30 protein-coding genes are annotated in these 26501 nt (G+C 56.8%); 14 read left to right on the plus strand and 16 right to left on the minus strand.

Annotated features, from left to right (window positions below; all coding sequences use genetic code 11):
- Positions 1–19: 19 nt before the first annotated feature.
- From AAFO92_RS15320 to AAFO92_RS15370, 11 genes are read right to left on the minus strand one after another with little or no spacing between them, the layout of a single operon-like run.
- Positions 20–187 (minus strand): hypothetical protein, encoded by a 168-nt coding sequence (locus tag AAFO92_RS15320; protein WP_008282832.1) that lies wholly within the window; start codon positions 185–187, stop codon positions 20–22.
- The gene (lnt, locus tag AAFO92_RS15325; protein WP_347536857.1) at positions 187–1758 is read right to left on the minus strand and encodes an apolipoprotein N-acyltransferase; all 1572 of its coding nucleotides are present in this window, start codon (positions 1756–1758) and stop codon (positions 187–189) included. Before lnt ends, AAFO92_RS15320 begins: the two co-directional genes overlap by 1 nt.
- Positions 1755–2228 (minus strand): signal peptidase II, encoded by a 474-nt coding sequence (lspA, locus tag AAFO92_RS15330; protein WP_037275626.1) that lies wholly within the window; start codon positions 2226–2228, stop codon positions 1755–1757. Before lspA ends, lnt begins: the two co-directional genes overlap by 4 nt.
- Before the next feature lies 1 nt (position 2229).
- Positions 2230–3015, minus strand: coding sequence for a ZIP family metal transporter (locus AAFO92_RS15335; protein WP_008282829.1), 786 nt, complete (start codon positions 3013–3015; stop codon positions 2230–2232).
- A 22-nt stretch (positions 3016–3037) separates the two neighbouring features.
- Positions 3038–3496, minus strand: coding sequence for a DUF411 domain-containing protein (locus tag AAFO92_RS15340; RefSeq protein WP_008282828.1), 459 nt, complete (start codon positions 3494–3496; stop codon positions 3038–3040).
- A gap of 3 nt (positions 3497–3499) precedes the next feature.
- A complete protein-coding gene (locus AAFO92_RS15345) occupies positions 3500–4873 on the minus strand; it encodes a M23 family metallopeptidase (protein ID WP_085818096.1) in 1374 nt (457 codons plus the stop codon).
- Positions 4870–5496: an SCO family protein gene (locus tag AAFO92_RS15350; RefSeq protein ID WP_037275514.1), complete on the minus strand. Its 627-nt coding sequence runs from the start codon at positions 5494–5496 to the stop codon at positions 4870–4872. The genes AAFO92_RS15345 and AAFO92_RS15350 overlap by 4 nt, the downstream gene beginning before the upstream one ends.
- Positions 5496–5963 carry a copper chaperone PCu(A)C gene (locus AAFO92_RS15355; RefSeq protein ID WP_008282825.1) on the minus strand — a complete coding sequence of 156 codons (468 nt, stop codon included), beginning with the start codon at positions 5961–5963 and terminating at the stop codon, positions 5496–5498. The genes AAFO92_RS15350 and AAFO92_RS15355 overlap by 1 nt, the downstream gene beginning before the upstream one ends.
- A 28-nt stretch (positions 5964–5991) precedes the next feature.
- Positions 5992–6651 carry a thioredoxin domain-containing protein gene (locus AAFO92_RS15360; protein WP_008282983.1) on the minus strand — a complete coding sequence of 220 codons (660 nt, stop codon included), beginning with the start codon at positions 6649–6651 and terminating at the stop codon, positions 5992–5994.
- A complete protein-coding gene (locus tag AAFO92_RS15365) occupies positions 6648–7070 on the minus strand; it encodes a disulfide bond formation protein B (protein WP_037239850.1) in 423 nt (140 codons plus the stop codon). Before AAFO92_RS15365 ends, AAFO92_RS15360 begins: the two co-directional genes overlap by 4 nt.
- A gap of 5 nt (positions 7071–7075) precedes the next feature.
- Complete coding sequence (locus AAFO92_RS15370; protein WP_245601481.1) at positions 7076–7678, minus strand: SCO family protein; 603 nt, start codon at positions 7676–7678, stop codon at positions 7076–7078.
- Between the two features lie 582 nt (positions 7679–8260).
- Between AAFO92_RS15370 and AAFO92_RS15375 the strand changes: the two genes are divergently transcribed.
- From AAFO92_RS15375 to ccmI, 4 genes are read left to right on the plus strand one after another with little or no spacing between them, the layout of a single operon-like run.
- Positions 8261–10252, plus strand: a complete 1992-nt coding sequence (locus tag AAFO92_RS15375) for a heme lyase CcmF/NrfE family subunit (protein WP_008282980.1) — start codon at positions 8261–8263, stop codon at positions 10250–10252.
- 4 nt (positions 10253–10256) lie between these two features.
- The gene (locus tag AAFO92_RS15380) at positions 10257–10808 is read left to right on the plus strand and encodes a DsbE family thiol:disulfide interchange protein (RefSeq protein ID WP_027263707.1); all 552 of its coding nucleotides are present in this window, start codon (positions 10257–10259) and stop codon (positions 10806–10808) included.
- A complete protein-coding gene (locus AAFO92_RS15385) occupies positions 10805–11290 on the plus strand; it encodes a cytochrome c-type biogenesis protein (RefSeq protein WP_037240132.1) in 486 nt (161 codons plus the stop codon). Before AAFO92_RS15380 ends, AAFO92_RS15385 begins: the two co-directional genes overlap by 4 nt.
- On the plus strand, positions 11287–12438 hold the full coding sequence (ccmI, locus tag AAFO92_RS15390; RefSeq protein WP_027263709.1) for a c-type cytochrome biogenesis protein CcmI: 1152 nt from the start codon (positions 11287–11289) through the stop codon (positions 12436–12438). The genes AAFO92_RS15385 and ccmI overlap by 4 nt, the downstream gene beginning before the upstream one ends.
- A gap of 99 nt (positions 12439–12537) precedes the next feature.
- On the opposite strand, the gene AAFO92_RS15395 is transcribed toward ccmI, so the two are convergent.
- A complete protein-coding gene (locus tag AAFO92_RS15395; RefSeq protein ID WP_037240126.1) occupies positions 12538–14640 on the minus strand; it encodes a protein-disulfide reductase DsbD domain-containing protein in 2103 nt (700 codons plus the stop codon).
- A gap of 573 nt (positions 14641–15213) precedes the next feature.
- Between AAFO92_RS15395 and AAFO92_RS15400 the strand changes: the two genes are divergently transcribed.
- The 7 genes from AAFO92_RS15400 (at position 15214) to AAFO92_RS15430 (ending at position 19906) form a co-directional block, all read left to right on the plus strand.
- Positions 15214–15642: a helix-turn-helix domain-containing protein gene (locus AAFO92_RS15400; RefSeq protein WP_037240123.1), complete on the plus strand. Its 429-nt coding sequence runs from the start codon at positions 15214–15216 to the stop codon at positions 15640–15642.
- 1 nt (position 15643) lies between these two features.
- On the plus strand, positions 15644–15970 hold the full coding sequence (locus AAFO92_RS15405; RefSeq protein ID WP_037240119.1) for a YnfA family protein: 327 nt from the start codon (positions 15644–15646) through the stop codon (positions 15968–15970).
- Positions 15971–16108: 138 nt separating this feature from the next.
- Positions 16109–16729, plus strand: coding sequence for a cation transporter (locus AAFO92_RS15410; protein WP_037240117.1), 621 nt, complete (start codon positions 16109–16111; stop codon positions 16727–16729).
- A gap of 69 nt (positions 16730–16798) precedes the next feature.
- Positions 16799–17569 carry a transglutaminase family protein gene (locus AAFO92_RS15415; RefSeq protein WP_037240114.1) on the plus strand — a complete coding sequence of 257 codons (771 nt, stop codon included), beginning with the start codon at positions 16799–16801 and terminating at the stop codon, positions 17567–17569.
- Positions 17559–18524, plus strand: a complete 966-nt coding sequence (locus tag AAFO92_RS15420) for a cation diffusion facilitator family transporter (protein ID WP_037240111.1) — start codon at positions 17559–17561, stop codon at positions 18522–18524. The genes AAFO92_RS15415 and AAFO92_RS15420 overlap by 11 nt, the downstream gene beginning before the upstream one ends.
- Positions 18496–18858, plus strand: coding sequence for an STAS/SEC14 domain-containing protein (locus AAFO92_RS15425; RefSeq protein ID WP_037240108.1), 363 nt, complete (start codon positions 18496–18498; stop codon positions 18856–18858). Before AAFO92_RS15420 ends, AAFO92_RS15425 begins: the two co-directional genes overlap by 29 nt.
- A 301-nt stretch (positions 18859–19159) precedes the next feature.
- Entirely contained in the window at positions 19160–19906 is a 747-nt protein-coding gene (locus tag AAFO92_RS15430; RefSeq protein WP_347536545.1) for a hypothetical protein, read from the plus strand.
- A gap of 187 nt (positions 19907–20093) precedes the next feature.
- Here the strand turns inward: AAFO92_RS15430 and AAFO92_RS15435 are convergent, their stop codons facing one another.
- Entirely contained in the window at positions 20094–20444 is a 351-nt protein-coding gene (locus AAFO92_RS15435; protein WP_007803330.1) for a metalloregulator ArsR/SmtB family transcription factor, read from the minus strand.
- Positions 20445–20507: 63 nt separating this feature from the next.
- Here AAFO92_RS15435 and AAFO92_RS15440 point away from each other — a divergent pair, with 63 nt between their 5' ends.
- Both AAFO92_RS15440 and AAFO92_RS15445 read left to right on the plus strand, forming a co-directional pair.
- Positions 20508–21359 (plus strand): cation diffusion facilitator family transporter, encoded by an 852-nt coding sequence (locus tag AAFO92_RS15440; RefSeq protein ID WP_007803328.1) that lies wholly within the window; start codon positions 20508–20510, stop codon positions 21357–21359.
- 341 nt (positions 21360–21700) lie between these two features.
- Positions 21701–22078, plus strand: a complete 378-nt coding sequence (locus AAFO92_RS15445; protein WP_347536549.1) for a helix-turn-helix domain-containing protein — start codon at positions 21701–21703, stop codon at positions 22076–22078.
- Between the two features lie 192 nt (positions 22079–22270).
- On the opposite strand, the gene AAFO92_RS15450 is transcribed toward AAFO92_RS15445, so the two are convergent.
- The 3 genes from AAFO92_RS15450 to AAFO92_RS15460 all read right to left on the minus strand — a co-directional run bounded on the left by AAFO92_RS15450 (position 22271) and on the right by AAFO92_RS15460 (position 24646).
- Entirely contained in the window at positions 22271–22627 is a 357-nt protein-coding gene (locus AAFO92_RS15450; RefSeq protein ID WP_347536551.1) for a hypothetical protein, read from the minus strand.
- 355 nt (positions 22628–22982) lie between these two features.
- A complete protein-coding gene (locus AAFO92_RS15455; protein WP_347536553.1) occupies positions 22983–23162 on the minus strand; it encodes a type II toxin-antitoxin system CcdA family antitoxin in 180 nt (59 codons plus the stop codon).
- A gap of 704 nt (positions 23163–23866) precedes the next feature.
- On the minus strand, positions 23867–24646 hold the full coding sequence (locus AAFO92_RS15460; protein ID WP_347536555.1) for a DeoR/GlpR family DNA-binding transcription regulator: 780 nt from the start codon (positions 24644–24646) through the stop codon (positions 23867–23869).
- 251 nt (positions 24647–24897) lie between these two features.
- Here AAFO92_RS15460 and glpD point away from each other — a divergent pair, with 251 nt between their 5' ends.
- Positions 24898–26496 (plus strand): glycerol-3-phosphate dehydrogenase, encoded by a 1599-nt coding sequence (gene glpD / locus AAFO92_RS15465; protein WP_347536557.1) that lies wholly within the window; start codon positions 24898–24900, stop codon positions 26494–26496.
- The last annotated feature ends 5 nt before the right edge of the window (positions 26497–26501 follow it).

A 26501-nucleotide genomic window follows, 5' to 3' on the forward strand; every position in this document is an offset into this window, starting at 1 on the left:
TGCCGGTGCCAAAGTAATCTCAAGACGTGATGCGCAAGAGGATCACCGAGGCGAAAAAAGCGAGCAGGCCGAAAGCAATACCGAAGCTTGTCGCGTATTGAAGTATATCCAGGCGGTTCCCTTTCCGCCGTTGCGCCAGATAGCCACCCCAGAGCGCCCCTCCGACAAAGCCTGCGAGCACCAGCATCACGATTCCTCCGATTTTGATTTTTCTGAATTGAAACGTCGTCTGACCAATCCGACGGTAAAGGCTAGAGCCCAGACCGCACAGATGAGCGCCAGCGATGTCCAATCACCGAAACGTGCGTAAGGTGTGGGCGCAAGCGCTGTCGGCAGGCTGGCATCTATGACTCCAGTTTGTCCGGTCTCGAGGCGCGCGATGATCTCTCCCTTGGCGTCGATGATCGCGGAAATCCCGGTGTTGGCCGCCCGGACTACAGGAAGCCCTTCTTCGACCGCGCGCATGCGCGCGGAGGCGAGGTGCTGCTCGGGTCCGATGCTGGTCCCGAACCAGGCATCATTTGTGGCGTTGAAAATCCAGTCGGGGCGAAAAAGGTCATCGACTACCTGGCCCGGAAAAATGATTTCGTAACAGATCGCCACCGCGACCAGAGGCGCACCCGGGATCGCCAGCGTGCGTGGCCCTGGTCCTGGCGTGAAATCACCCAAACCTTCGGTCAGCCGCTCGATCGGCAGCCAGCCTCTCAGGGGCACATATTCCCCGAACGGAACAAGATGATGTTTTGCATATCCCGTCAGAATTTCGCCGCTGCCGTCATAGGCTTGAACCGTGTTGAAATATCGGGTTCCCCCATCGCCCTCTACGCGGTCAGGCACGCCTGTCAAAAGGATCCTGCCGTCTGGCAGAATCGTGGATAGCCGCCTACGCGCCAAGGCGTCCTCGTCCAGAAAACCGGGAAAGGCCGTTTCCGGCCACAGCAACAGGTCGAAGCGTCCAGGTTGCGCCGACAAGCCCAAATATTTCTCCAGCGTTCGCTCGCGGCTGCCCGGTGCCCACTTCTCGACTTGCGGCACATTGCCTTGGACGATGCGCAAAGCGCTGTCCGTCGGAGGCACATTCGTCCCTAAACGCAGCGCGCCGCCACCCCAGAGGCCCATCACCACAACGGCGAAGAGCACGAGAACAGGCACGCGTCTGTTTGGTGCCGCCACAATCAACACACCGGGCAACAGCCCTATAAAGACCGTGAGAAAGCTCAGCCCATAGCTTCCTACCCAGGCGGCGGGTTGGCGCAGAGCGGCGTGTTCGACAAGGGCATAAGCGGCAAGGTTCCAGGGAAACCCTGTCAGGACATGACCACGCAGCCATTCTGCGGCAACCCAGCAGGTTGCAAGCAGAAGACCTGCCGTAGTGTCGCCGACAGCACGGCGCTGCATGATGGTGGCAAATAACATCGCCGCAATCGCCGGGAAAATGGCCAGTCCGGCGGACAGTCCCGCGACTGCCGGGATCGCAAGGGCACCGAAACGTTCGGAATCGACGTAAAAGCTCTCGGCGATCCAGGAAACTCCAAACCCGAACTGGCCCATTCCGAAGACCCAGCCGATGAAGAAGGCAGGCGCTGTCGAAACCTGCCGGAGGACGAGAAAGAGTGCTGAGAAGGCGACTGGAACAACGATGAGCCATGAGAATGGTGGAAGGGTTAAAACCGTTAAACCGCCCGCTGCAAAGCTAATCCCTGATCGCAGGGGAATGTAACGGCCACGACCCGTCAGTGGTCGCAAGCCCGCCATCATGTGCCTGTTTTCAACTTGGCGCTCAACCAAGGGGCTATGAGCAGTAGGCCCACGCCACTGACCACGAAAACATCCGCCATGTTGAAGGCGGGCCAATGCGTGGATCCGACATAGAAATCGAGGAAGTCCGTCACACTCCGAAACCGGATGCGGTCGAGGACGTTGCCGAGCGCGCCACCGATAATCGCACCATAGGCGATAGCCTCAACCGGGTTGGCAGTGCGCACCAACATGACGGTCAACCAGCCGCAGACAGCGAGGGCCAACGCCGTAAGGCTCCACCATGGCGCGCCACCAAGTAATCCGAATGTCACGCCATCGTTGCGCAGGTAGATGAGATTGAAACCGGGAAAGACCGGAATTCCGGCGCTCAAATCTGCCGCATTGGCGACGACAATTGCTTTTGTCACCTGATCGACAAGAAAAGCAGTTCCAGCCGCAATGAAACCTTGGAAATGGGTCAGTTTCATCTCATCCTCCCAGCCATACATCGAGGAACAACATGATCACGAGGCCGGCTGCGAGACCGAGTGTCGCCCTGTTTTGATGGCCTGAACGGTGGGTTTCGGGAATGATTTCGTGGCTGATGACGTAGAGCATCGCCCCGGCGGCGAAGGCGAGCCCCCATGGCAACAGCGGCTGCGAGATGCTGATGATCCCAGCCCCAAGAAGCCCGCCTACCGGCTCGACAAGACCTGTCAGGGCGGCAATCCCCCACGCACGGCGCCTGGAATAACCCTCACCAAGCAATGAGACCGCTACGGCGAGACCCTCGGGAGCGTTTTGCAGCCCGATGCCAATCGCAAGCGGCAAGCCACCAGACAGACCGTCAGCCCCAAACCCGACACCAACGGCGAGTCCTTCGGGGAAATTGTGGATCGTGATCGCAATGATGAAGAGCCAGACGCGGCGCAGCGAAGCAGCGTCTGGGCCTTCCCGCCCCGTCTTGAAATGCTCATGCGGCAGCCATTCGTTCATCAGAGCGACCGCGCCCATGCCAAGCAGGATCGCAACACAAACGATGGCCGCCGGGAGAGCACCGTTGTCGAACTGTCCTTCGGCTGCATCGAGAGCCGGGATGATCAGCGAGAAAAACGAGGCCGCGAGCATGACACCCGCTGCGAAGCCAAGTAGCAGATCGCGTGTAGCCCGGGATGGGATGCGCCCGAAAAGAACGGGGATCGCCCCGACCGCGGTCAGCGATCCGGCGGCCAGGCTTCCAAGAAAGCCAAGGGTAATTGGGGAGAAGGGTTCCAAGCGCTGAGGTCTCGCCGATACGTCAGTCAGCGGCCGAATAACTGCTAAAGATCTCGGTCGATCCATCGCCGCGGATCAGGAAGACCTCATAAGCCTCACGATCGTCTTCCGGTCCCATGCCCGGCGATCCATAGGGCATTCCGGGCACCGCCAACCCCACTGCATCTGGACGCTCATCCAACAAACGCTGAATGTCTGATGCCGGTACATGTCCTTCGATCACGTAGCCGTCGACCAAAGCCGTATGGCAGGAGACCATGCGCTGAGGCACGCCATTGTCGAGTTTGAAGCGCACAAGAGATCCCCCGAACATGTCCTCGCCTGTCGGCGCGAATCCGCTTTCCTCGAGGTGCTTCATCCAGGACAGACAACAGCCGCAGCCGTTTGTCTTCCGGACATCAATCTGGATCGCATCGGCGACAGCTTGCGCCGCGGGGAACAAGGCCAGCGTGACTGCAAGGGCGAGAGCCAGTCGTTTCATGGATTAAAGCCTTTCGGTTGTTGTTTGCATAAATTCGCTGGTGAGCCTCTCGGCCAGTAGCGTGCGTGCCTCAGCCAATCGCTCAAGTGCAGCCGTGTCATCCGCATCCCGCTCGGCCGCCTCTGCCAGTCGGTCGTCTGAGAGAGGATCCGTCGGGCGACCATCGACAAGAACCTCATAATGCAGATTGGGGCCGGTCGCGGTGCCGGTCGCACCGACGCGACCGATCATGTCTCCGGCCATCACGCGCTGCCCTTGTTCGAGTGTGTCCGGCACCTCGCTGAGATGTGCGTATCGTGTCAGGGTGTCGGATCCATGCGCTATCTCCACCACCCGGCCATATCCACCGCGACGTCCGATGAAGCTCACGCGTCCGGGCGCCGTCGCTTTCACCGGCGTACCGCTTGCTGCAGCAAAGTCGACGCCGGTGTGCATGCGCACATTCCCATAGACTGGGTGTGTGCGACGGCCAAAGACGGAACTCAGCCGCGCTCCTTCCACCGGTTGGGCAAAGACACGCAGGACCTCTCCATCAACATAGATCGTCGCTTTGCCGCTGCCGTCATCCGGCCAGACGATCTCGTAGACCGTTTCACCAAGATTCAGTGCGGCAAAGGCAAGTTCGGGCTGACCGATCCTCTCGTTTCCGTCGCGCGCTTCGCGCCAAAGAAGACGCATCGTCTCGCCACCGGAAAGTTCGCGTCGAAAATCCACTGTGCCGCCCAGCATCTGCGCCATGTCGACCGCAAAGCGAGCAGGGATGCCCGCCTTGTCCAATGCCGCGAAGACAGAGCTTTCGATCACTGCCTCGCCCGCGAACGTCACCATTTCAGGGTCTGGCTCCAACACGCGTGTGACAAGTTCCTGACCAAAGACCGTTTCGATCCGCACCCCATCGTCAACTGCCAGTTCCACGCGGCTCGGATTTCCGTCCACCTTTGAGATCACAGTGATCTCATGGCCCGGGCGCAATCGGCGCAGGTCATATTCTGCACCAAGCGCGAGCGCGATTTCGGCACGCGCAGGCGCAGCGATACCCGCGTTCGCCAGGACCGCATCCAGCGTCTCGCCCGACGCGATCTCACGCGACCAGGTTATCAAAGGCGGTTCAATCTCGGGCAAGGCGGTTTCTGCGAAGACGGATTGCAAGAGCGGCAGAGGTCGCATTGGGCTAGCATTGTCGGCGTGAAATGCAGCGGGCGGTGTCACATCGTAGTCGGCGATCTGAGGCATCGAGAGCGGATCGGGAGTCCAGAGGGTGGCTTCAGCAATCGCAGGAGGCACTGGCTCTTTGGAAAGAACGCCAGATATGGCGATGGCGGTCACCGAAAAAGCGCCTGCGACCACAGCGCTCGCCAAAACAATTCTAATATTCATGTTGCCCCCTCTACGTCTTCTGTCAGTGCACGCCGGATCTTCGGCACTGCGAATTCTCTTGGCTCGTGATAGTCAATCATGGTGACGAGTTCACCCTTGGCATCGAACAGGAATACGCTTGCCGTATGGTTCATTGTATAGTCGCCGCCTTCGGTCGGAACGCGCTCATACGAGGCACGAAATGCTTCTACAGCGCGGGAAATCTGGTCTTCCGGTCCCGTCCAGCCGCGAATGGCCGGATGAAAATAGCCGACATATTCGGCCATGGCCTCGGCCGTGTCCCGCTCTGGATCGACTGTGATGAAGACCACGTTCATCCGCGCGGCGTCGTCCCCGAGATCTTCAAGCCAACCTGAGATATCCGATAACGTCGTGGGGCAGACATCCGGGCAGTAGGTGAACCCGAAAAACACCATGGTCGGGCGTCCAATCAGGGCTTCTGGGCCCACTTCATTGCCTTCGTGATCGGTCAGTCGGAAATCCATCGCCGACAGGGGGAGAGGCCTTTGGCCGGCCGGTTTTGGTGCGCCGGGACCGTCTACCCGCCACCAGCCGACCCCGAGCATCAGAGCGACAGCGCCTACACCGGCTGCACCGTATTGGACCACATGCCGACGCTGCATCAGCTCTCCGGCCCGCGCGCGGCGATCCCCAGAATTGGGACCTCAACAGTCACTTCACCACCGTCCGAGAACGTCAGTGTCAGTGGGAAGGTCTCGCCTTCGATCATCGGGTTTTGCAGCTTCATGAGCATGGCGTGCAGTCCGCCCGGTTCCAATGCTACGCTTTGGCCCGGTTCAATCGTGATTTCGTCAGCAGGCGCCATAGAACTGACGCCGTCGGCGTTGGTTTTCGTCTCATGGATCTGGGGCATCACGGCCAGTGGTGTTGTAAGCCCGGTCAGCGTGACCGTGTCTTCACCGGTGTTGCGCACAGTCATATAGGCGGCACCAGGGCGGTTGACCCCGATTGAAGCACGGGACCACGCGTTTTCGACGACCACATCCTCCGAACCGGCAAATGCCGGAGTCGACATGCCCGAGAGCAGTAAGACAAGGGTCAAACCGTTGATGTAAGATAGTTTTGTCATGAAGAATTCTCCTGTATCTGGCCGAGCATCAACTTTGGCTGGCCGCAACTTCCGCCGCCACCAGTCGCCGCAGTTCTGCCTCACCAAACGGGTCCAATGGCTTGGCGTTGACGAAGAACGTGGGCGTTTGTCGAACGCCAACCGCTTCGACATCAGCGCGGTCCTGATTGAGCACGGCCACGACACCGGGGGCCAGCATCTGTGTCCGAGCAGCTTCGACATCCAGACCACCGCTTGCGGCAATCTCAAGGATCAAACCCGGTGCCGGAGTGCCATGGGACGCCCATCGCGGCTGCTCGCGCAGGACCGCTTCCAGCACGGGTTCGAACACATGCTGCATCCGCGCAGCTTCGAGAACACGGATCGCTTCCACCGAAGCGTCCCCGTGAAAGGCAGTGTATCGAATGACGACACGGACCGCATCACCGTGCTCAGTCATGATATCCTTGACCACGGGATAGAAGGCGCGGCAGGCCTCGCAAGCTGGATCGAAAAACTCGACAATCGTGACAGGTGCCGTTTCGGGGCCGAGGATCGGGGAATAGGGCCGGATCAGCACATCGTTCACTTCAGGCGCGACAGGGACTGCCTCTGCAATGGGTTGGGGGCGGGTGGCATACCAGGCCGCGCCGCCAAAACCTGCGGCACCAACAGCCAGAACGGATAGAACGAGACCGCGTCGATTCATGTTTGTTTTTCCTTCAGTGAAATGGCCGACAGCACCCCGATCATCGTGAAGGCGACAAGCGCCATCAGCGGAATCGGAATGCCGAAGACCACCTGGTTGTCGTCGGTACAAGAGGGGCCGGTCGCCTTGCAGGGCTGGATCGCCTCGGGGATCAGCCCGACATAGAGGCCGATGTGATACAACGCCACCGCCGCCCCCCCAAGCGCCAGCGCAACGCCATAGCGCCCCACGCGAGGATCTTGCCACCACAGCCCGAGCCCAAGAACGACAGCCAGGGGGAACATGAAGGCGCGCTGGAACCAGCAAAGGACGCAAGGCGTTTGACCAAGAACCTCGCCAATAAAGAGCACGGCAAGCGATGAGATAAGCGCAATGATCCAAGCAAGAACAAGGGCCGTTTCTCCGGAAAGTCGGGTCATGGCGATCAGATCCTCTCTCTCAGATCCGCAAGGATCTCTTCGGCGGGTGTGCCGTAGGGCCAGGAATCGGCGAAGCCCGCCTGCGGATCAAAAAGGAACAGGTGCGATGTGTGCCCCATTGTATAGCCATCCGGCGCGCTGGCCTCTTCGATCCTCTCAAAGAAAATTGGGAAGGTCTCGGATGTTGCGGCGATCTGCTCCGGCGTGCCGGTCAGCCCGATGATCCCTGCGTCGAACAGGGGCACATACCCGGCAAGTGCTGTCGGCGTATCCCGCTCCGGATCAATCGTTATAAAAATCGGCTGGACCTTTGCCGCCTCGTCGCCCAAGCCCTCCATCACGGCCGCGACTTCGGACAGTGTTGTAGGACAGACGTCGGGGCAATTGGTGAAACCAAAGAAGACCAGCATCCAGCGCCCTGCGAAATCTTCGTCTGTTTGGACCATGCCGCGATGGTCCGTCAGTTCGAACTGCGCAAGGAAAGGTGGTTCATTCTCGGCTTGGGTAATATCGGCGCCATAGTCCGCCCACAGTAACAGCCAGATGAAAACGAGCGCCGCCACGCCCGCCAAAACCCATAGCACTTTCTGAAGACCTGAAAGCTTCACGCCGCTCCGCCCGAATTTGATTCTATATTTTCAGAGCGCTTACACCCTCTAGCTACTGTAGGTTCAAGCGTGATTCTTGCCCTGCGGCAGCACGTCACGCACCTGTGAAGCTAATGCTCTCTATTCAGCGCTTCAAAACCTGCCGTCACTCAATGTTTCGCTGCTTCGTCTGACCCTGCAGGTGGCCATCAAGGGAAGGCAACGGCAATTTCCGCTAAATCCGACGCCTGCGGAAACCGGGCCTGCAGATACAAAGCTGCTACGCAGATGCACTGCAAGCATGGGTCATTTTTTAAGGTATCAGTCTAAAATAACGCTTGAACCTACAGCGACTGCAGGAACTACAAAGGACGCGAATCAACTGTCGGATCCTGCTCACGGCATGCACGCGCAAAGAACTTCATCCCATTCGGTTTTCCGCCCAACCCCAACTCGGTTGCGATTCACAGAAGCGAACACAGGCGGAAAGTGGAGAATGTCGCGATATGATCTCACTAGAATGGACGATGAACATGCTGAACTATCCCGATGCGGAAACCTTGTCCGGCTCGGATGCAGAAGCGCTACTCAGGAGGACGCAAAATGACACCTGAGATCGGACAATTCGCCCTTACCCTCGCGCTTGCCGTCGCGATTGTTCAAAGCATCTTGCCAATTGTCGGAGCAAGCACGGGACGCGTGCTTTGGATGGAAAGTGCAAAGACAACAGCGGTGCTTCAGGTGACGTTAGTTGCAATTGCGTTTGGCGCGCTCATGCGCTCCTTTGTTGTCAGTGATTTCACGGTTCGAAACGTGGTTGAAAATTCCCACTCTCTGAAGCCGATGATCTTCAAGGTTGCCGGCACTTGGGGCAGCCACGAAGGGTCTCTAGTTCTCTGGACCTTTATTCTCGTACTTTTCGGGGCTGGGGTCGCGCTGCTGGGCAGAAACATTCCGGTTGGTCTCAAAGCGCGAACTCTATCCGTTCAAGCCTGGATCAGCGTCGGTTTCCTGAGCTTCATGCTCTTTACATCCAATCCGTTCGAGCGGGTGTTTCCGCCGCCTCTGGATGGCACAGACCTTAATCCTCTGCTGCAGGACATCGGGTTGGCGATGCATCCCCCGCTCTTGTATTTTGGGTATGTCGGCTTCTCGATCGTCTTCTCCTTCGCGGTCGCGGCTCTGATAGAGGGTCGGGTGGATCCCGCATGGGCGCGTTGGGTGCGGCCTTGGACTCTGACGGCCTGGATCAGCCTCACTGCGGGGATCGCACTCGGCTCTTGGTGGGCCTATTACGAACTTGGCTGGGGCGGCTGGTGGTTTTGGGACCCGGTGGAAAACGCATCCTTCATGCCATGGCTGCTGGGTACGGCACTCCTGCACTCCGCTATCGTCACGGAAAAGCGGGACACGTTCAAAAGCTGGACCATTCTTTTGGCCATCCTGACCTTTTCACTGTCACTTCTGGGGACATTTATCGTCCGATCCGGCATTTTGACATCCGTTCACGCGTTCGCGGTCGACCCGGCGCGCGGCGTGTACATTCTCGGCCTTCTTGGCGTAACCATTGTCGGCTCACTGACACTTTACGCATGGCGCGCGCCTCAGCTTGGATCGGGTGGCGTATTTCGGCCGATTAGCCGCGAGGCGGGGCTTTTGCTCAACAACCTTCTGCTCGCGACCGCAACGGCGACCGTCCTTTTTGGAACACTCTATCCGTTGTTTGTGGAAGCGGTGACTGATGAAAAGATCTCTGTAGGACCACCGTATTTCAACGCGACGTTTATCCCTTTCATGCTGCCGCTAGTCATCATCATGGGAATTGGCCCATTCCTGTCTTGGAAACGGGCCGATCTTCCCGGTATCTGGCAGCGGCTGCGTTTGGTTTTTGGTATCGCGATTGGTGTTGCGGGGATCGTTTGGTACCTTCAGACAGACGGGCCCCTGCTTGCAGTGGTCTCAATAGGGATTGCAGCCTGGGTTTTTGTTGCAACGTTGCGCGAATGGGCGTTGCGCATCAAGCTCTTTGATTTACCCCTTTCACAGTCGCTGCGTCGCGCGCGGAACTTGCCGCGCGCTGCGCACGGTATGACGCTCGCGCATCTTGGCGTTGCAATGCTTGTGCTTGGGTTTGTAGGTTCCACAGCCTGGAAGGAAGAACGTGTTCTTTTCGCAGAACCGGGGACGACCGTGGAAATCGCCGGTTTTGAGGTAATATTCGACGGTGTCGAACGGTTGCGTGGTCCAAACTACATCGCACAACAAGGCCAGCTTCGCGTCTTGAAAGATGGACGGGAGATTACGCTTCTTCGTCCGGAGCGCAGAAACTATCCAGTTGCGGGGACGTCCACAACCGAATCTGCAATCCGATCAACGCTCAGAGGTGATCTCTACGTCACCATCAGTGAGCCTGCGACCGAAAAGGCGTCGGGCCAGTGGAATTTGCGCATTCTCTACGAACCACTGGTTAATTGGATATGGATCGGAGCGACGATGCTGGTGCTTGGCGGGTCCCTTTCGCTATCGGACCGCAGATTGCGGGTGGGTGCGCCGTCGCCAAAAAGCCGGTCGTCAGCGCTTCAACCGGCGGAATGATATGATGAAGAAAATCCTTCTCGCGATGCCAGCGCTGGTCGCAGTGGTCTTGGGTGGATTTTTGTTCTGGGGGCTCAACCCAGACCGAGATCCTAACGCAATTCCTTCCGCTTTGGTCTCCGAACCAGTTCCGGATTTTGAGCTTCCACCGGTAGAGAGCACGCAGACCCCCGGACTGTCGGCCGCAGCCCTTCGTAGCATTGGCGAGCCGGTTTTGGTCAATGTATTCGCTTCATGGTGCGTGCCCTGTCGTGCTGAGCATGCGGTGCTAACCAGGCTTGTTGAACAGGACGGTGTTCGGCTGATGGGGATTAACTACATGGACAAACCAGCAGATGCCGCAAACTGGCTGGAGGAGCTTGGCAACCCCTATGAGAGGATCGGATCAGACAGCGAGGGCCGGGTCGGTATCGAATGGGGTATTTCGGGGGTGCCTGAGACGTTTGTGATCGATGCGAACGGTATCGTAGTCTATCGCTACGTTGGTCCCATTGTGACGCCAGAGGCACAGGATGAAATTCGTGCTGCGTTGGCCGCAGCAGGTGGTCAATCATGAAGAGTTGGCTCTATTCACTGGTGCTGATGCTTGCCGCAACAACCGCGGCATGGGCTGTGGAGCCAGATGAGTTGCTGGATGATCCGGTGCTTGAGTCGCGCGCCCGGGAGCTCTCAAAGCAGCTACGCTGCGTTGTCTGCCAGAATCAGGATATCGATAGCTCAAATGCGGGTGTTGCCCGAACGATGCGCACCTTGCTGCGCGAACGTCTGATTGCAGGTGAAACAAATGACGAGATCATTGCGTTTTTCGTAGATCGATATGGTGACTTCGTCCTGTTCAGGCCGCGACTGAAACCCGCCACGTATCTGTTGTGGTTCGGACCAGCGGTTCTTTTTGCCGTTGGGATTGGCGTTGTCTTTGTCACAATCAGGTGCCGAAGCAGGGCCGTTCTTGATGGCACTGCTGATCCACTGAGCCCCGATGAAGAGCGTGAGTTCGAAGCCATTTTTCATGAAAATGAAGGACGGAGAGACCCATGATTTGGTTGGTGTTAGGCGCGATGGCATCCATCACTGTCCTTCTGTTCTTGTCCGGTCTCTATCGAACGGGTGAAGTCCTGAACAGAAAGGATGGAGCGTTGGTTATCCTCAAGGATCAGCTTTCCGAAATTGATACTGATCAAGAGCGGAATCTGATATCCGTTACCGAGGCCGACGCGGCCAGGGTTGAAATCAAACGCCGCATTCTGGCTGCCGGTCGGCTTGCGACACGTGAATCGTCGCGCGCAAGTGGGCGAAGCACCATCTTCGCGTCCGCCATTGCCACGCCATTGGTAGCCTTCGCTCTGTATTCTCAAATCGGCTCGCCACAGATCGAAAGCCAGCCTCTGGCGTCTCGCGCATCTGAAACCCAGGAAGCCGCAAACCTCTCAGAGTTGACCCAGAGACTAAAAACCCGGCTTGAAGCAGACGAGTCTGGTGGACCAAGTGATGGTTGGGTTCTGCTCGGTCAGACCTATATGCGTATGGCTCGTTACGATGATGCCGCCGATGCATTCGAACGCGTCACTGTCCGCGACAATGCAGATATCTCAACCCTATTGCTATATGCCGAGGCCTTGATCGCAGCCGAGAACGGGATCGTGACGCCGCAAGCGGAAAGCGTGATCGAACGCGCATCGGAGATGGACCCCGATGATCCAGGCCCAATTTTCTATAGAGCCCGGATCCTCGAACAGGACGGGGTTCCAGATGAAGCGAGGACGCTTTTGATCGAGCGCCTCAAGAGAGCGGATCGCGCCTATCCGTGGATGGAACTTTTCCTGTCTGTCGCCAACCGATTGGGGGAACAGGTTGGAGAGAGCCCTGTCACCCTAGCTGATTTCTTTCCGGACTCTCGGGACGCGCGTAGCCCCGGTGCGGCCGATATCGAGGCCGCTCAGGACATGTCGGTCGAGGAACGCAGCGCTTTCGTCCGCTCCATGGTTGACCGCTTGGCGGCGCGATTGTTGGATGACCAAGACAATCTTGAAGGATGGCTTCGGCTTGCGGAGGCGTACAGTGTATTGGGTGACTTTGATGCTGCCCAGAACGCCGCCGACAATGCGCGCACCTTGGCCGAAAGCCTTCCGGAAACCGACCCTATGCGTGCCGCCGCCACGGCCCGATTGGATCGGATCAACAAATAAATTGGGGCCGCGTGGTCTCAGATACATAACAGCTTTCCTTTCACCTGAAACTAAACCACTGTAGGTTCTGCCTCCCTTGAGCAATGCAACGGCACTATGTCATCGTTTTCGGACAGCGCTGAGATTGGCAGCCGACAGTGCTTCGAGAACGGCATCCGCAGATAGTAGTTCAGATAAAATGATACCTTCAGGAGCATCTGGACCGTAGACGATGTTGAGCGGAATTGCGTATCTGCCGTGCGCCTCGAGATAGGATTGGATTTTCGCGTCCGGTCGCGTCCAATCCGCGCGCATCGCAATCACGCCTTCCTCGCCAAGTGCTCCCAAAACTGGTTCACGATCCAGGACCAGGGTTTTGTTTGCTTTACAAGTGATGCACCAATCCGCAGTAACGTCCACGAAGACAGTTTTGCCCTGCGACACTTCACGCGCGATCCGGGACCGGTCGAACTCGACCCAGTAAGAAGTGATCGAGGCTGTTACATCATCGGAGCTTTTTGGCAGCAGTGCAGGGGCCGCCAACGTCATGCCCAAAACCGCAGTCATTCCCCACAGCAAACCGTTACGAGGCTGAACCTGATAGGCTCTCGCCGCCAGTACGATGAGCCCAAGACCCAGCAGCACCAGGCCTGTGAGAGTTGGCGACGTCACACCAATCAAGACCCAGCATAGCCATGCAACGGTTCCGGCAAGCAGCAATCCGAGAACGATCTTCACGCTTATCATCCAGGGTCCCGGTTTGGGCAGTCGAGACAGGAAACCAGGCCAAGCGGCAACCAGAATATATGGCAGTGCAAGCCCAATCCCCATCGCTGTGAAAACCGCAAGTATATCGCCTGTCGTGCCAGAAAGGGCGAAGGCAATGGCTGTCCCCAGCAACGGGGCTGAACAAGGCGTTGCAAGTATCGCAGCCAGAGCGCCGGTGGAGAAGTCTTCGGCATACCCCCGCCCAAAGCGGCCAGATAGCCTAACCATCCAGCTGCTGGGCAAAGAAATTTCAAAAACTCCAAACAAATTTGCCGCAAAGAGTCCGACAACGAGAATGAGTGCAATTAGGAAATATGCATTCTGAAACTGCACACCCCATCCAACGGCATATCCGAGCGTCTGCAGCGCTATGACCGCCAAGGCCAGCACCCACATAAAAGCAACAGTTCCCACAGCCGTAGCGAGAAATCCCGCGCGCAATTGTGAAAGGGAGCGATTCTTCATTCGGAGCGCCGACCCGAACTTAATCGATAGAACTGGCAAGACGCATGGCATTGCGTTCAGTATCAACCCTCCCAGGAAGGACAGCAAGAGAATCGGGAAAAACTGACCCCTATCTTGGCTGGTCTCGGATGCGTAAGGTGGCGCAGGTACAACGTCGGTAGTGTTCACATCATCGAATGTAACCGCGACATCCTCGTCTACGACCGTAATTCGAAGGGAGGTTTGTTCCTCGCTTAACGCGAGAATCGGGATACTTGCCCAGAGACCGGTGCGATCACTTGTAAGGCGGATGTCGGGTGCGCCGAATGCAGAGCCTGCACCAAACTCTGGAAAAAGATCGGGATTGTTCCAGCCAGAAGGCCGCGTCATTTGAACAACCAATGCCTGATCCTGCTTCAGCGATGCGCCCGAGACCGCTATTGCACTTTCTGGCCCTGCAACAGGTACGCGAGCGGCCCATGTCGCGATATCGGTCGCGGCTTTCGCATCGACGCCCGTTCCCAATGGCACAGGGAGTGTCAATTCAAACCTTTCCGGAATGCACACATTGGAGCAGATCAGCAGATCGACGAGTCCCTTCAGCTCGGCCGCTCTATCAGAGTTCGCAAGCCGCAACTGCAATGGAAATATTACTTGTTTGGCATAGCCGAAATTTTCAATTCCGAAGGCGCGGAAACGCGTGGGTGCGGGCCAAAGCATGTCGACGGATTCAAGGTTTGTGGACCCCTCCCAATCGATCTCTGGCGGCAGGCCAACCTCGCCTGGCGACCGCCAGTACGCTTTCCATCCTTCCTCCAGTTCAATCTTCAAACCCGCCGAAAGGAACTGCGATCCTGGGGCGATTCCTGCTTCCGCGACGATCAAACGTGCCGTCAGAACTTCGGAACGATACGCATTGGATTCCAAGGCGCGAACAGGGCTTGCCACAAAAACAAGAAAGAGTGCGAGACTGATAAGCAATCCCTGATACCCTGCCAAGGTTGTACGCATATTCTGACCTCTTTTTCTTCGCGCTCAGTCTCGGGAAGTTACAGCAACGTGCTAGTCCCGAACGCCTTTGTGACGGCGTCGACCCCTCAAACAGTGGGCAGAGCCAAGACTCCGACTAACTAGGCGACAGCGATGCTCGTCTGGGCTTCCTACAAAACAGTCGTTTTTCCGCGTCGAACACAAGCTGGACCCGCTCTCCATGGTGTCGCGCTCTCAGGCTAGCGCCGTTTCAAGGTTAGTCCTTTTTTGTCTGTTCACGATACTTACGATAGTGCGCCCGTCGAGACCCGATGCTGGGCGACAAAATAGTCGCACCACAACAACGACCAGATGAAAACGAGCGCCGCCACACCCGCCAAAACCCGTAGTACTTTCTGAAGACCTGATAGCCGCACGCCGCTCCGCCCGAATTTGATTCTATATTTTAGGCGCGTTTACACCCTCTAGCTACTGTAGGTTCAAGACCTATTCTGGATGAAAGAGCGATGTTCACTGACCTGTGAGATGCCGAGCGGAACTTGTGCAAAAAAACGCTTAAAGCTACACGGGCTGTAGATAGTTTGGAGAGGTGATATGCTCACAATCGGCACTTTGGCAAAAAGGACCGGGACGAAGGTGCAGACGATCCGCTATTACGAGCAGATCGGACTCCTGCCCGAGCCCGGGCGATCGGCTGGCGGTCAGCGGCGCTATGGAGATAGTGAGCTTGACCGCTTGTCTTTCGTCCGGCATGCGCGGCAACTCGGGTTCTCGCTGGACGCAATCCGTGAGCTTCTTGATCTGAGCGATCATCCAGACAAGTCGTGCGCGGAGGCGGATGCAATCGCCCGTCGGCAACTCAAACAGGTCGAGCAACGATTGGCGCGGCTCGAGGCGCTGCGGACGGAACTGAAGCGGATGGTGCATGAGTGCAGCGGCGGGCAGACTTCCGACTGCCGTGTGCTCGAGGTGCTGCGCGACCATTCCGAATGCCTGACCGAGCATGAAGAAATCGGCGCCTGAGATGCCCGCTGCGCTTGCCTATCCGCTCGCGGCACTTGCCGAAATTGCAGGGTGTTTCGCCATCTGGGCCTGGTGGCGTCTCGGCGCCTCGGCACTTTGGGTTGTGCCTGGCATTGCTGCCCTCGTGGTGTTCGGATGGCTCCTGGCGCAGGTAGAGACTGTCGCCGCGGGCCGCGCATTCGCAGCCTATGGTGGCGTCTATATAGCGTCCTCGGTTCTGTGGATGTGGTTGGCCGAAGGACATAGGCCTGATAGGTGGGATCTTCTTGGCACAGCCGTTTGTTTGCTGGGGGCGACAGTTATTCTTGCCGCGCCGCGAGGCGATTAAGAAATGGGCTCGTCCGGCTCAAGCGCGAAATCGGATTCGATTACCTTTGATTCATTCAAGATCGACGGAAGATTCTCAGAACATTAGCTCGTCGCTCGTGGTTGCAGTTCGGTAAGGTTCGAGGATTGGCAATAGCTTGTGGTAGAGAAGAAGAACGCTACGGAAAGACGCACACTCTGGATTGTGCTGGGTCTCAACATCGGGCTGGCAATCGCTTTCTTCGCCTCGGGCGCATTCGGCGATTCGAGCGCGCTTATCGCCAATGGCCTCGACAATCTGTCGGACAGTTTCGTCTACGCGATCAGCCTCTTCGCGCTGTCCCGCTCCACCAAGTGGAAGCGCGGAGCGGCAAATGTTTCGGGCGGCCTGCTGATCCTCTTCGCCCTTGGCATCCTGTATGACGCCTGGCGCCGCTACGTCGGCGGATCGGATCCTCTTGGCACGATCATGATTGTCATGGCGCTGGTAGCGGCGGCCATCAACGCACTTTGCGTCTGGCTGTTGGCGCGGCTTCGCGATCCGGACGTGAACATCCGAGCGGCGAATACCTTCAGCTGGAACGACTTCGCAGCCAATCTCGGAATCGTCGTCGCAGGCGGGCTCGTGGCCTGGCTCGGAACGAACTGGCCGGACCTTGTCGTGGGTGTGATTGTCGCCGGCATCGCGGCCTGGGGTGGCGTCGGAATCCTGAAAGACGCGCATGGTGAACACCACAAGGCGGTGCACGATGACAATCAGGCAAGTGAGGACATCGCCTGAAATCGGGGCTTGAAGCTACAGTGACTGTAGCAACTACATATTCTCGTGAACGATTCGAGGAGATATCCCGTGAACCCCGCCGACCCTCATTTGGCCAAAACCCGGCTGCTGGAATTTGACGCGACCTCAATTGCAAAACTGATCGAGGAGCGCGGCTGGGCAGACCTTCCCAGCGACGACCGAATTGGGGCCATCTACGATTTCGTCAGGAACGAGATTACCTTCGGCTACAACCGCGCCGACGACATTCCGGCGTCCGAGGTCCTCGCAGATGGCCACGGGCAGTGCAACACCAAGGGCACGCTCCTCATGGCCCTGCTGCGTGGCGTGGGAGTTCGCTGCCGACTGCACGGATTCACAATCCACAAGGCGCTTCAGAGAGGCGTCATTCCGGAACTCGTCTATCCCCTCGCGCCGTCCGAAATCCTCCACTCCTGGGTAGAGGTGCACTTGCGGGACGGATGGGTCAATCTAGAAGGCTTCATCCTGGACGCGTCCTTCTTGCAAGCGTTGCAGCACGAATTCCGCGACACGGATAGTCTGTGCGGCTACGGGGTTGGAACGGAAAGTCTGAGCGCCCCGCCTGTTGCCTGGACCGGGAATGACACCTACATCCAGAAAACCGGTATTGCTCGCGATCTCGGAACCTTTGACGCTCCCGACGATTTTTACTCAAAGCACCGCCAGAACTTCGGATTTGTGCGCGACTTGCTCTATCGCCACGTCATCCGTCACTGGATGAATGCCAGGGTTCGCCGCATCCGCCGCGGAATCTTGCCGCCGGTCCCCGGATTCAATCGGCCGAACCACCGCCATGAGGAGACGAACCGTGCCGCATGATCACGGCCACGCCCACATCGATCCTCAATCCGGTGATCGTCGCGTCTCCATCGCCATCTGGGCCAACGGCCTCCTGACGGTCGCGCAGATCGTCGGCGGGATCCTTTCCGGCAGCCTCGCGCTGATCGCGGATGCCCTCCACAATTTCTCGGACATGGCGTCGCTGGTGATCGCCTTCTTCGCGCGTAAGATCGCTCGCCGCCCGGCGGACAAGCGCATGACCTTCGGCTATGGGCGGGTAGAAATCGTCGCAGCGCTCATCAACTACACGACACTTATCCTGATCGGCTTCTACCTGATCTACGAGGGTGGCATGCGCATGATCGACCCACCAGAGGTACAGGGCTGGACGGTGGTGATCCTGGGCGGTGTGGCACTGGTCGTCGACACGTTGACGGCGCTGCTCACCTATTCGATGCAGAAAGGCAGCGTGAACATCCGTGCGCTCTTCCTGCACAACCTATCGGACGCTTTGGCCTCCGTGGCGGTCATCATCGGCGGCTCGCTCATCCTCCTCTACAACATGCGGTGGGTCGACCCGGCGATCACCATCGGCATCGCTCTCTACATCCTCTACCTCGCATTTACCGAGATCGGCGGTCCGATTCGGACGCTGATGCTCGGCAGTCCACCGGACATCGACAATGAAGCCGTCGTTGAGGCGATGCGGGGTGTGGATGGTGTCGCGGACGTTCATCACGTGCATCTGTGGCAGATGCAGGAGCACGAGGCGGCTCTGGACTGCCACGTCGTGCTGACAGCGGACGGCTGGGGTCAAATCGAAAAGATCAAGGCCACGATCAAGGACCGGCTGAAGGACGATTTCAGCATCGGTCATTCGAGTCTGGAATTTGAGCACGAAGACCGCGCGCACCAAAACGCTAACCTTTACGGTCACGGCAAGCCGGAAGAAGAGGAGAAAAACCATGTTCACCGAGACACTGACAGATCATGACGAGATGATTGGCCTTGCCTGCGAGGGCAAGCTCAGCGAAAGCGACCTGAAGCGGATGCACGCCCTGCTTCATCAGCGCCTGCAAGAGACAAGCAAGCCCGGCCTGGTTCTCGATCTTACGAGGTTTGAAGGCTACGAGGGGCCGTCCGCTCTGCTCGAAGATCTGAAGATCGACACAGCCCATAGGAACGACTTCCACCGCGTTGCTGTGGTGGGCGAAGGGGCTTTGATGGAGTGGGGCACCAAGTTCGCCGATGTGCTGACCAAGGCCGAACTCCGCCAGTTCGACCCCTCGGGAACGGATGCGGCAATCGCTTGGGTAAGTGAAAGGTAGGGGAGCTTTCAATCAGATGCCTTCGCAGAAGGCAGCATCTGTTTGAAACCATAAACAGAAGAACTACAGCAGTTGCGAGGCCCAAGAGCAATCCGAATTTTCTAAACATAGTCGCTCCTTTCGCAAAGGAGTAACTTCAGTACGTTGGCACTGCACTTGCCGGAGCACTACCAAATCGTAATGTTTTAGCGGCTCAGGGTGCCAGTTGGTTAACATAAACTTTATTATGCGTTGCTATACTTAGTGTTGCGATAGTATATTATCATATGTATGATGAACCCTGTCACAGAGGGTCCTCAGCATGCGTCATCTATTCAAGAAGCTCCTCCCCTCGGCCGCAGTCGCTTTGACTGTGTCAAGCTATTCGCTGCCGGTACCCGCCCGCGCGCAGACATACCCGATCGATTGCGCGATCCTCCTGTGCCTGTCTGGCGGCTGGCCTGCTTCCGTGCCATGCGCCAGAGCTCGAGCCGAATTCATCCGGCGAATTACGCCTTGGCCGGTGGAACCTCCGCTTCAAATCTGGCGCTGTCCCATGGGCGCGTCATATGAGTCCTCTCCGACATCAAATAGTGAAGGCCGCATCTTCGAAGCGTTCTTCCAAAACAACAGCATTCGACCGCGGCAATCTTTTCCTGCGCGCGATACCGCTGACCTAAATGAGGCTGCTTGGCGCATTCCAGAAGCCCCAGATTTCCTTGTTACCACGGACTGGGCTCTCCGGCTCGTTCAGGACCGCGCGGACATCGATATCAGCGGCCCTGAATTCAATTTCGTGCGGTCCATCCGCGTCTTTGATGTCCGGTATGCGCGGCAGCACGAATCTGGACGTGACGGCGACTGCAACCGTAGCGCCATCGTGGTCCTCGGCACTTATGGCATCCAAGGTGACTTCGCCTGGCAGAGGTCTTCCATAACCGCCCTACCCGCCGACCATGTTGGTCTCGAACGATGGGGCCAGAATTGCCCCGGTATCAATCATCGATCGGTCTTCGTCGATTGGCGTGACTACGAGGGCAACTACGGCTTTGAACAGGTGAACTACTAGCGCCGACAAAGACAGCGTTGCCATCAAACTGCAGAGATTTGAGCGTGCTGAGCTACTCAAATACCGGTCGTTCGCTGCTGACGGCGCCAAGGTCCCTAGAGCGGACAAAGGGTGCATTCGCTGCGGATGCGCAGATGGCTGCTTCAGGTTTGGCGCACCGATAGGACATTGCAGCAGGTCGCGCCGGTTAGTCCGTATAGCTTTGGCAGGCATCAACTCCGTTGGCTGTCGAGGCAAGTAGCTGATCTGCATCACGGATGAGATCGGCGACCCGCCTGTCCGCCAGACGATACCGAACGAAGCGGCCTTTGCTGCGGCGACTGACCAGCCCGCATTCCAGCAGACAGCGCAGATGGTTCGAGACGTTGGGCTGACCCAAACCCGTATGCCCGACGATTTCCTGCACGTTGCGTTCGTCCGACACCAGCGCATCGAGGATCGTCAGACGGCTGGGATCGCTTAGGCCCCGGAAGAGCTTTGCCCGCAGTTCCAGTGTATCGGGTGCCGAAAGATCGTCTTGAATGTTTTGCGCTGTCATATCATTATCCACTGATACGTTAGCAGCGTACCTTTTCGCCCGCCACCACAAAAAGGATCGCACATGAGCCAGCCCGATAACAGCAAGTTGGCGACAGCCTCCTCCCCGATCCGAATGCGGGTGCAAGGCATGGACTGCGCGAAAGATGCCGCCGAGATCGAGCGCGCGGCCCGGTCTGCGGGCGTGGCCGAAGGCGACGTGAAAGTGTCCGCCGCCACCCACATCATGACATTGCGGATCGCGGACGGCGATCTGCCGAAAGTGCGGCCCGCGCTCGACGCGACCGGCTACGGTTTCGAGAAGATCGAGGACGGCGATACATCGTCCGATCCGGCCTACAAGGACCCGAGCTATCGCCGCGCGCTCTGGATCGTGGTCGCGCTCAATCTCGGATACGGCGTGGTCGAAATGTTCGGCGGGTTCCTGTCCGGTTCGCAGGCGCTGAAGGCAGACGCGCTCGATTTTCTGGGCGATGGTGCGATCACGTTTCTGGGCCTGCTCGCCATCGGCTGGAGCCTGACATGGCGGGCGCGGTCGGCGATGATCCAAGGCGTGTTTCTGGGCCTTCTGGGCCTTGGCGTTGTCGGCAGCACGCTCTGGCGTGTCCTCAACCAGACCACGCCAGAAGCCGGGTTGATGGGAGCCTTCGCGGTAGGTGCGCTGATCGTAAACATCCTCGCGGTGCTGCCGCTGCTAAAGCACCGCAAGGGTGATGCCAATATGCGAGCCGTCTGGCTGTTCTCTCGCAACGACGCCATCGGCAACCTCGCCGTGGTCATCGCCGCCGGGCTGGTCGCGTGGCTTGGCAGTGCATGGCCCGACCTGATCGTCGCGTTCGCGATCGCGGGGCTTTTCCTGCATTCGTCGTGGATGATCATCCGCGATGCCCGGAGTGACTTGGTGGAAGCTGACTAACTCCATCATGGTGCGACGCGCCGGACGAAAGCCGACATTCGCGCGCCCCGCAGCATCGGTGAGTCTGGGCTCAAACTAGACATTTCAGCCCCGGTGGATGCAGCCGCAATCACAAACTCGAACACTCTTCAAAACAAGACCACATCCAAGCAGTAGCGTCTCAAAGTTGTGCGGCGGCTCTAAGGCGATGGAGAGTTCATTTCTAGGATTCTCACAATAAGCTTGCTACAGAAGCGGCTCGGTAATCTTGCCTATTTCCAGAACGACCCCGCAGGTTTAGAACTTTCAGCCACGAGTTCAATTCGATGCCACCTGAGCAGCCAATGGTTTAGAAAGTCTAAATGGGTCAGTTTATCGATACACATGTCGGCAACCGTATTCACTTGCGACGATTGCTGTTGGGGGTTTCGGAATTGTCTCTTGGCCAGTTCATTGGATGTACGGTTCTTCAAATCAAACGATACGAACTGGGGTTAGATAGGGTCGAGGCCTCAAAGCTCTTTAAATTGGCTGAAGCTCTTGATGTGCCTGTGACGTATTTCTTTGAGGGTCTGAAAGTTGTTCCGATAGAACAGAATTCAGAAGAAGAAATCTACACTTTCGAAGGTGATGCTACGGAACTGATTGCGGCCTATCACGGGGTTAGCTCCGAAGAGCGTCAAGAGGTCTTTGAACATGTTGTGGCGCGCGGAAAACCGGACACCAAGAAACTAAACTAAAGCCGTTGAATGACGGCTTTTCAACTTGTTGGGTTTTTGAACTCGCGAGCAAAAAGAATGATCGGAACTTCGATACTATGCTAATTTAATAAGAAAAAACAGCTGCTTGTAAAAAACGCGTAATATAGGTTATGTTAAGCCAAGAGCTGATTTGCAGGGTCTACCTTATGAGTTTTTTGGCAGCCTGAACCGTTAAATTTTCCGGTTGGCGTCAATCCATTTTGACATCACCGTGCAGTCCCGAAAGCATTCCTGGGGGATGTCGCGGCGTTTCATCCGGGCGATCCGCTCGGCAAAGCCAACCTGCTTCGAAGACGGATGGTTTGAAAACTGGCCCGCTGGTTTTGTGATCTTGTGCGCGCCTATCCAGCGCGACAGCGCGTAGCGGTCCTGCTGCGCGTCCCGCGGTAGCGCGACGCCAATCCGTCGTGAGATTTGCTTGGCAAAAGTGATCTGTTTGTCGGTTGCCGGAACCCGGTAGTAGTCATTTGTCTGACTTGGAAAAATGAACTCTGTGGCTGGTTTGCTGACATGGGAATCTCTCCTCATATTGCTTATCATTCAATATAGAACATTTGTAGAACAAAGCAAGATGGTGTGGAGGAACGAGCAGTGAGCACATCATATGGTGCTCTTTGAGCGCCTTCCACGATGAAAAGTGATTGCACACTTCGCTCGGGCGCCTTTAGCCTAGCGCAAAGATGCGGCCCGGATTGTAATTCGTCTGCGTCTGCCATCACTTGATTGCGTGCGGAGCGTGATACCCCCTGGTCCCTCCCCTACCCTACTATATCTGGTCACGCCTCGGTTAGTAGAGTTCGCTATAGAGCATCGAGCAAATCAACCTGGACATCAAGCAGAAGGGTTTCGCTCTCAGTCCCGGGATAGACGTCAAACTTTGCCATCAGAACTGGCGGAAACGATCAAGCGGCAAGCCGTGTTTTTCGACAAACGTATTCGAGCTTTCAAGCGCCGCTGCGTTCTCAGCACGCCATTGCTCCTCGCGTGCCCGGATGACCGCTGCGCGTACACCTTCTTCTGCGGCGCGAGACAGGTTCACGTTTAAAGCCTTGGCGTCCGACAACAATTCTCAATCGAGCGTAAGATTGGTGGGTTTTCTGACCGGTGACGGGGGCATGGCTCACTCCCAGTGCAGAGAGGATATGCTTATGTTATTCCGCGCCAAATATGCGCATGCTAAATGCGTATAACCAAAGGTTATAGTAACGTGAATGCTGGTGTACAATCTCAATTAAGAAACTGATGAAACCCAAGCACTCAAGAGTTATCGGTTAGGAATTGGGATAATTGCGAATTATCGACAAACCCAAGGTTAGTCAGTTGTTCTATTATAGAGAGTGGTTTGGATTCAAAGAGATTTTCCAAGAGGTGAAGTAGGGCCCTAGATTGGTATTCCTCTCGAGATAACGTTGTAGAGTAGGTCAAACATCTTCCATTTTTGACGCTTTCCACAAACCCCTTATCACGCAGAATTTTCAGCATCGTTGCTAGGGAATTATATGCCCGTTTTCGCTTTGCTGGCAGGTGGTCTAATACGTCAGTAACCGTGGCTGGTGGCATCGACCACAATTCATTCATTATTTCTAATTCGACGTCGGTCAAAAGATTCGAAAGCTTGGGGTGCCGCATGAGATTAGTTGTGAATTTGTTGTTGTTTAGAAGATAACTAGATTGGCATTATTAGTATAGGCCATCTCAAGTTTCTTTCTTCCTAGTTATCGCAAAGGTCGAAAAACGCGCCTGCAGCTTCTCTATCTGACCAAATTTCTATAGTGCTTTCGGTCCATCGGTTGCCAAGACGACCTCTGTTGCCCAAGCAGAACATAACTCTTCAAGTTCGCGAGGTAATTTCTTGTCGGTAAAGAACGCGTCCAACTTCGATAAGGAGGCTATCCTCGCAGGTGCATTTCTAGAAAATTTAGTATGATCCGCGACTAGAAAGGTTTTGCGAGAAAATTTCAGAATGGCCTGTGTTACGCCAACCTCCTGGATGTCGAAATCGAGAAGATCTCCATCTTTATCCAGCGCGGAGCAGCCAATAACCGCGAGATCGAACTTGAACTGCCGTATGGTTGCCTCCGCCAAATTGCCGACCAATCCACCATCGGAACGGCGGAGGTGGCCCCCGGTGACGATGATCTCGCAATCCTGATTGCCCGCTAAAATACTCGCAACATTCATGTTATTGGTCACGACCATAAGATTGTGGTGCTGCAACAATTCAAGTGCGACAGCTTCGGTCGATGTCCCAATGTTCAGGAAAATAGACAGCCCATTCGGAATGCGGGCCGCACACGCCCTCGCAATTGCAGATTTCTCCGCTGCATTGAGCGATCGACGTTCCTGATAGTGAATATTGGTTGTGTTCGACGGCAGGACCGCGCCACCATGCACGCGTTCAAGGCGCCCGGTTTCCGCAAGATCAGAAAGATCGCGCCGTATGGTCTGAAGAGTCACGCCAAAGTGCGATGCCAGGCCCTCTACCGTCACTTTCCCTTCACGACGAGCGATTTCGAGAATCTCAGGGTATCGGAATGTTTGTGACACGGAGTTCGCGTTCTTTCTTTTGGTCGCCAAGCTCTCACTTAGCGCACTATATCGAACTTTCTGGCCAAAAAACAAACAATATGTTTCGAGAAATGACATACAACCGACAAAGAACGCAAATCTGAGGCGGAATTTCTCAATATTTATAGTGTTTTACGATTAACGCATAAAAACGAATAAAAAGGTATTGCGAAAATTTTCTTTTATTGGCATTTTTTGAGCGAAGTCGCCGGGGGAGGGGGCAGAATCGGTTGGCACACTCACCAGACAATAGAACAACCGATCTCTTCATTGTTGGCGGCGGCATCAACGGATGCGGTATTGCCCGTGATGCGGCGGGCCGGGGGCTGTCGGTCACTCTGGCTGAAATGAACGATCTTGCCTCGGCAACGTCGTCCTCGTCGACCAAACTGTTCCATGGCGGCTTGCGGTATCTGGAATATTTCGAATTCAGATTGGTGCGTGAGGCGCTTGCCGAACGCGAGACGTTGCTGCGGGCGATGCCTCATATCAGTTGGCCGATGCGGTTTGTCTTGCCCTATGACCCGAACTCGCGCTTTGAGGCCTCGACACCAACGTCCAGGCTGCTCAGCACCCTCATGCCGTGGATGCGGGGGCAGCGGCCCGCGTGGCTTATACGCCTGGGCCTGTTCATGTACGATCATCTGGGAGGCCGCAAGATCCTGCCAGGAACCGTTACCCTTTCGCTTGAGGGGTCTCCGGAAGGCAAGCCGCTTCAGGACCGGTTCAGGAAGGCCTACGAGTATTCCGATTGCTGGGTCGAGGATGCGCGGCTTGTCATTCTCAATGCCCGTGATGCAGAGGCTCGGGGCGCAAGGATCATGACGCGCACCAAAGTCATTTCGGCCACGCGTGAAGACGGGTTATGGCGCATCGAAACACAGAGCACGGACGGCGACCCGACGCAGCCGCATTATGCGCGCATGCTTGTGAACGCCGGTGGCCCCTGGGTGGGCGACATCATTCAAAACAGGATGCAGATCAAATCGCGCGACGGCGTAAGGCTTGTGCGCGGCTCGCATATTGTCACGGGCAAACTCTTTGATCACGACAAGTGCTATTTCTTCCAGGGCGCGGACGGGCGCATTATTTTCGCCATTCCCTACGAAACCGACTTCACGCTTATTGGAACGACGGATAACGAGCATACGGATCTGTCGGCCCGGCCGGAATGCACCGCCGAGGAACAGAAATACCTTATCGACTTTGCGAACCAGTATTTCGCGCAACAGCTCAGCGAAGACGATGTCATCTGGACCTATTCCGGGGTTCGCCCGCTTTATCACGATGGCGCGTCAAGCGCGACGGCGGCCACCCGCGATTACACCTTGCGTGTCGATGCGGATGGCGGTGCCCCGGTTCTCAATGTGTTCGGCGGAAAGATCACCACCTATCGCAGATTGGCCGAAAGCGCGCTGGAGAAAATCGGCCAGCATTTGACTGTGCCCAAAGGCCCGTGGACGGCGAAGGCGTCGTTGCCGGGCGGCGATTTCCCGGTGGACGGATTTGACCGGCTGGTGAGCCAGCTGCTCTCCCAGTACGCTTTCCTCGATGCGTTCTGGGCCCGTCGGCTGGTCCGCGCCTATGGCACCGAGGCGGCGTCAATTTTGGGGGATGCCGTGTCAGCGGATGATCTGGGCCTGAATTTCGGCGCGACATTGACCGAGAGGGAAGTGGCTTGGCTGATGGACAATGAATACGCACGCACGGCCGAGGATGTGGTCTGGCGGCGCAACAAGCTCGGTCTGAGGCTGGACCGTAAGAACATCGAACGACTGGACAACTGGATGGCGGCGCGCCGCCAGTCTGCGTCCACTGCGGCGGAATAAGGAGG

Origin of the sequence: Roseovarius sp. CAU 1744 (assembly GCF_039839345.1) — a bacterium.
Classification (GTDB): Bacteria; Pseudomonadota; Alphaproteobacteria; order Rhodobacterales; family Rhodobacteraceae; genus Roseovarius.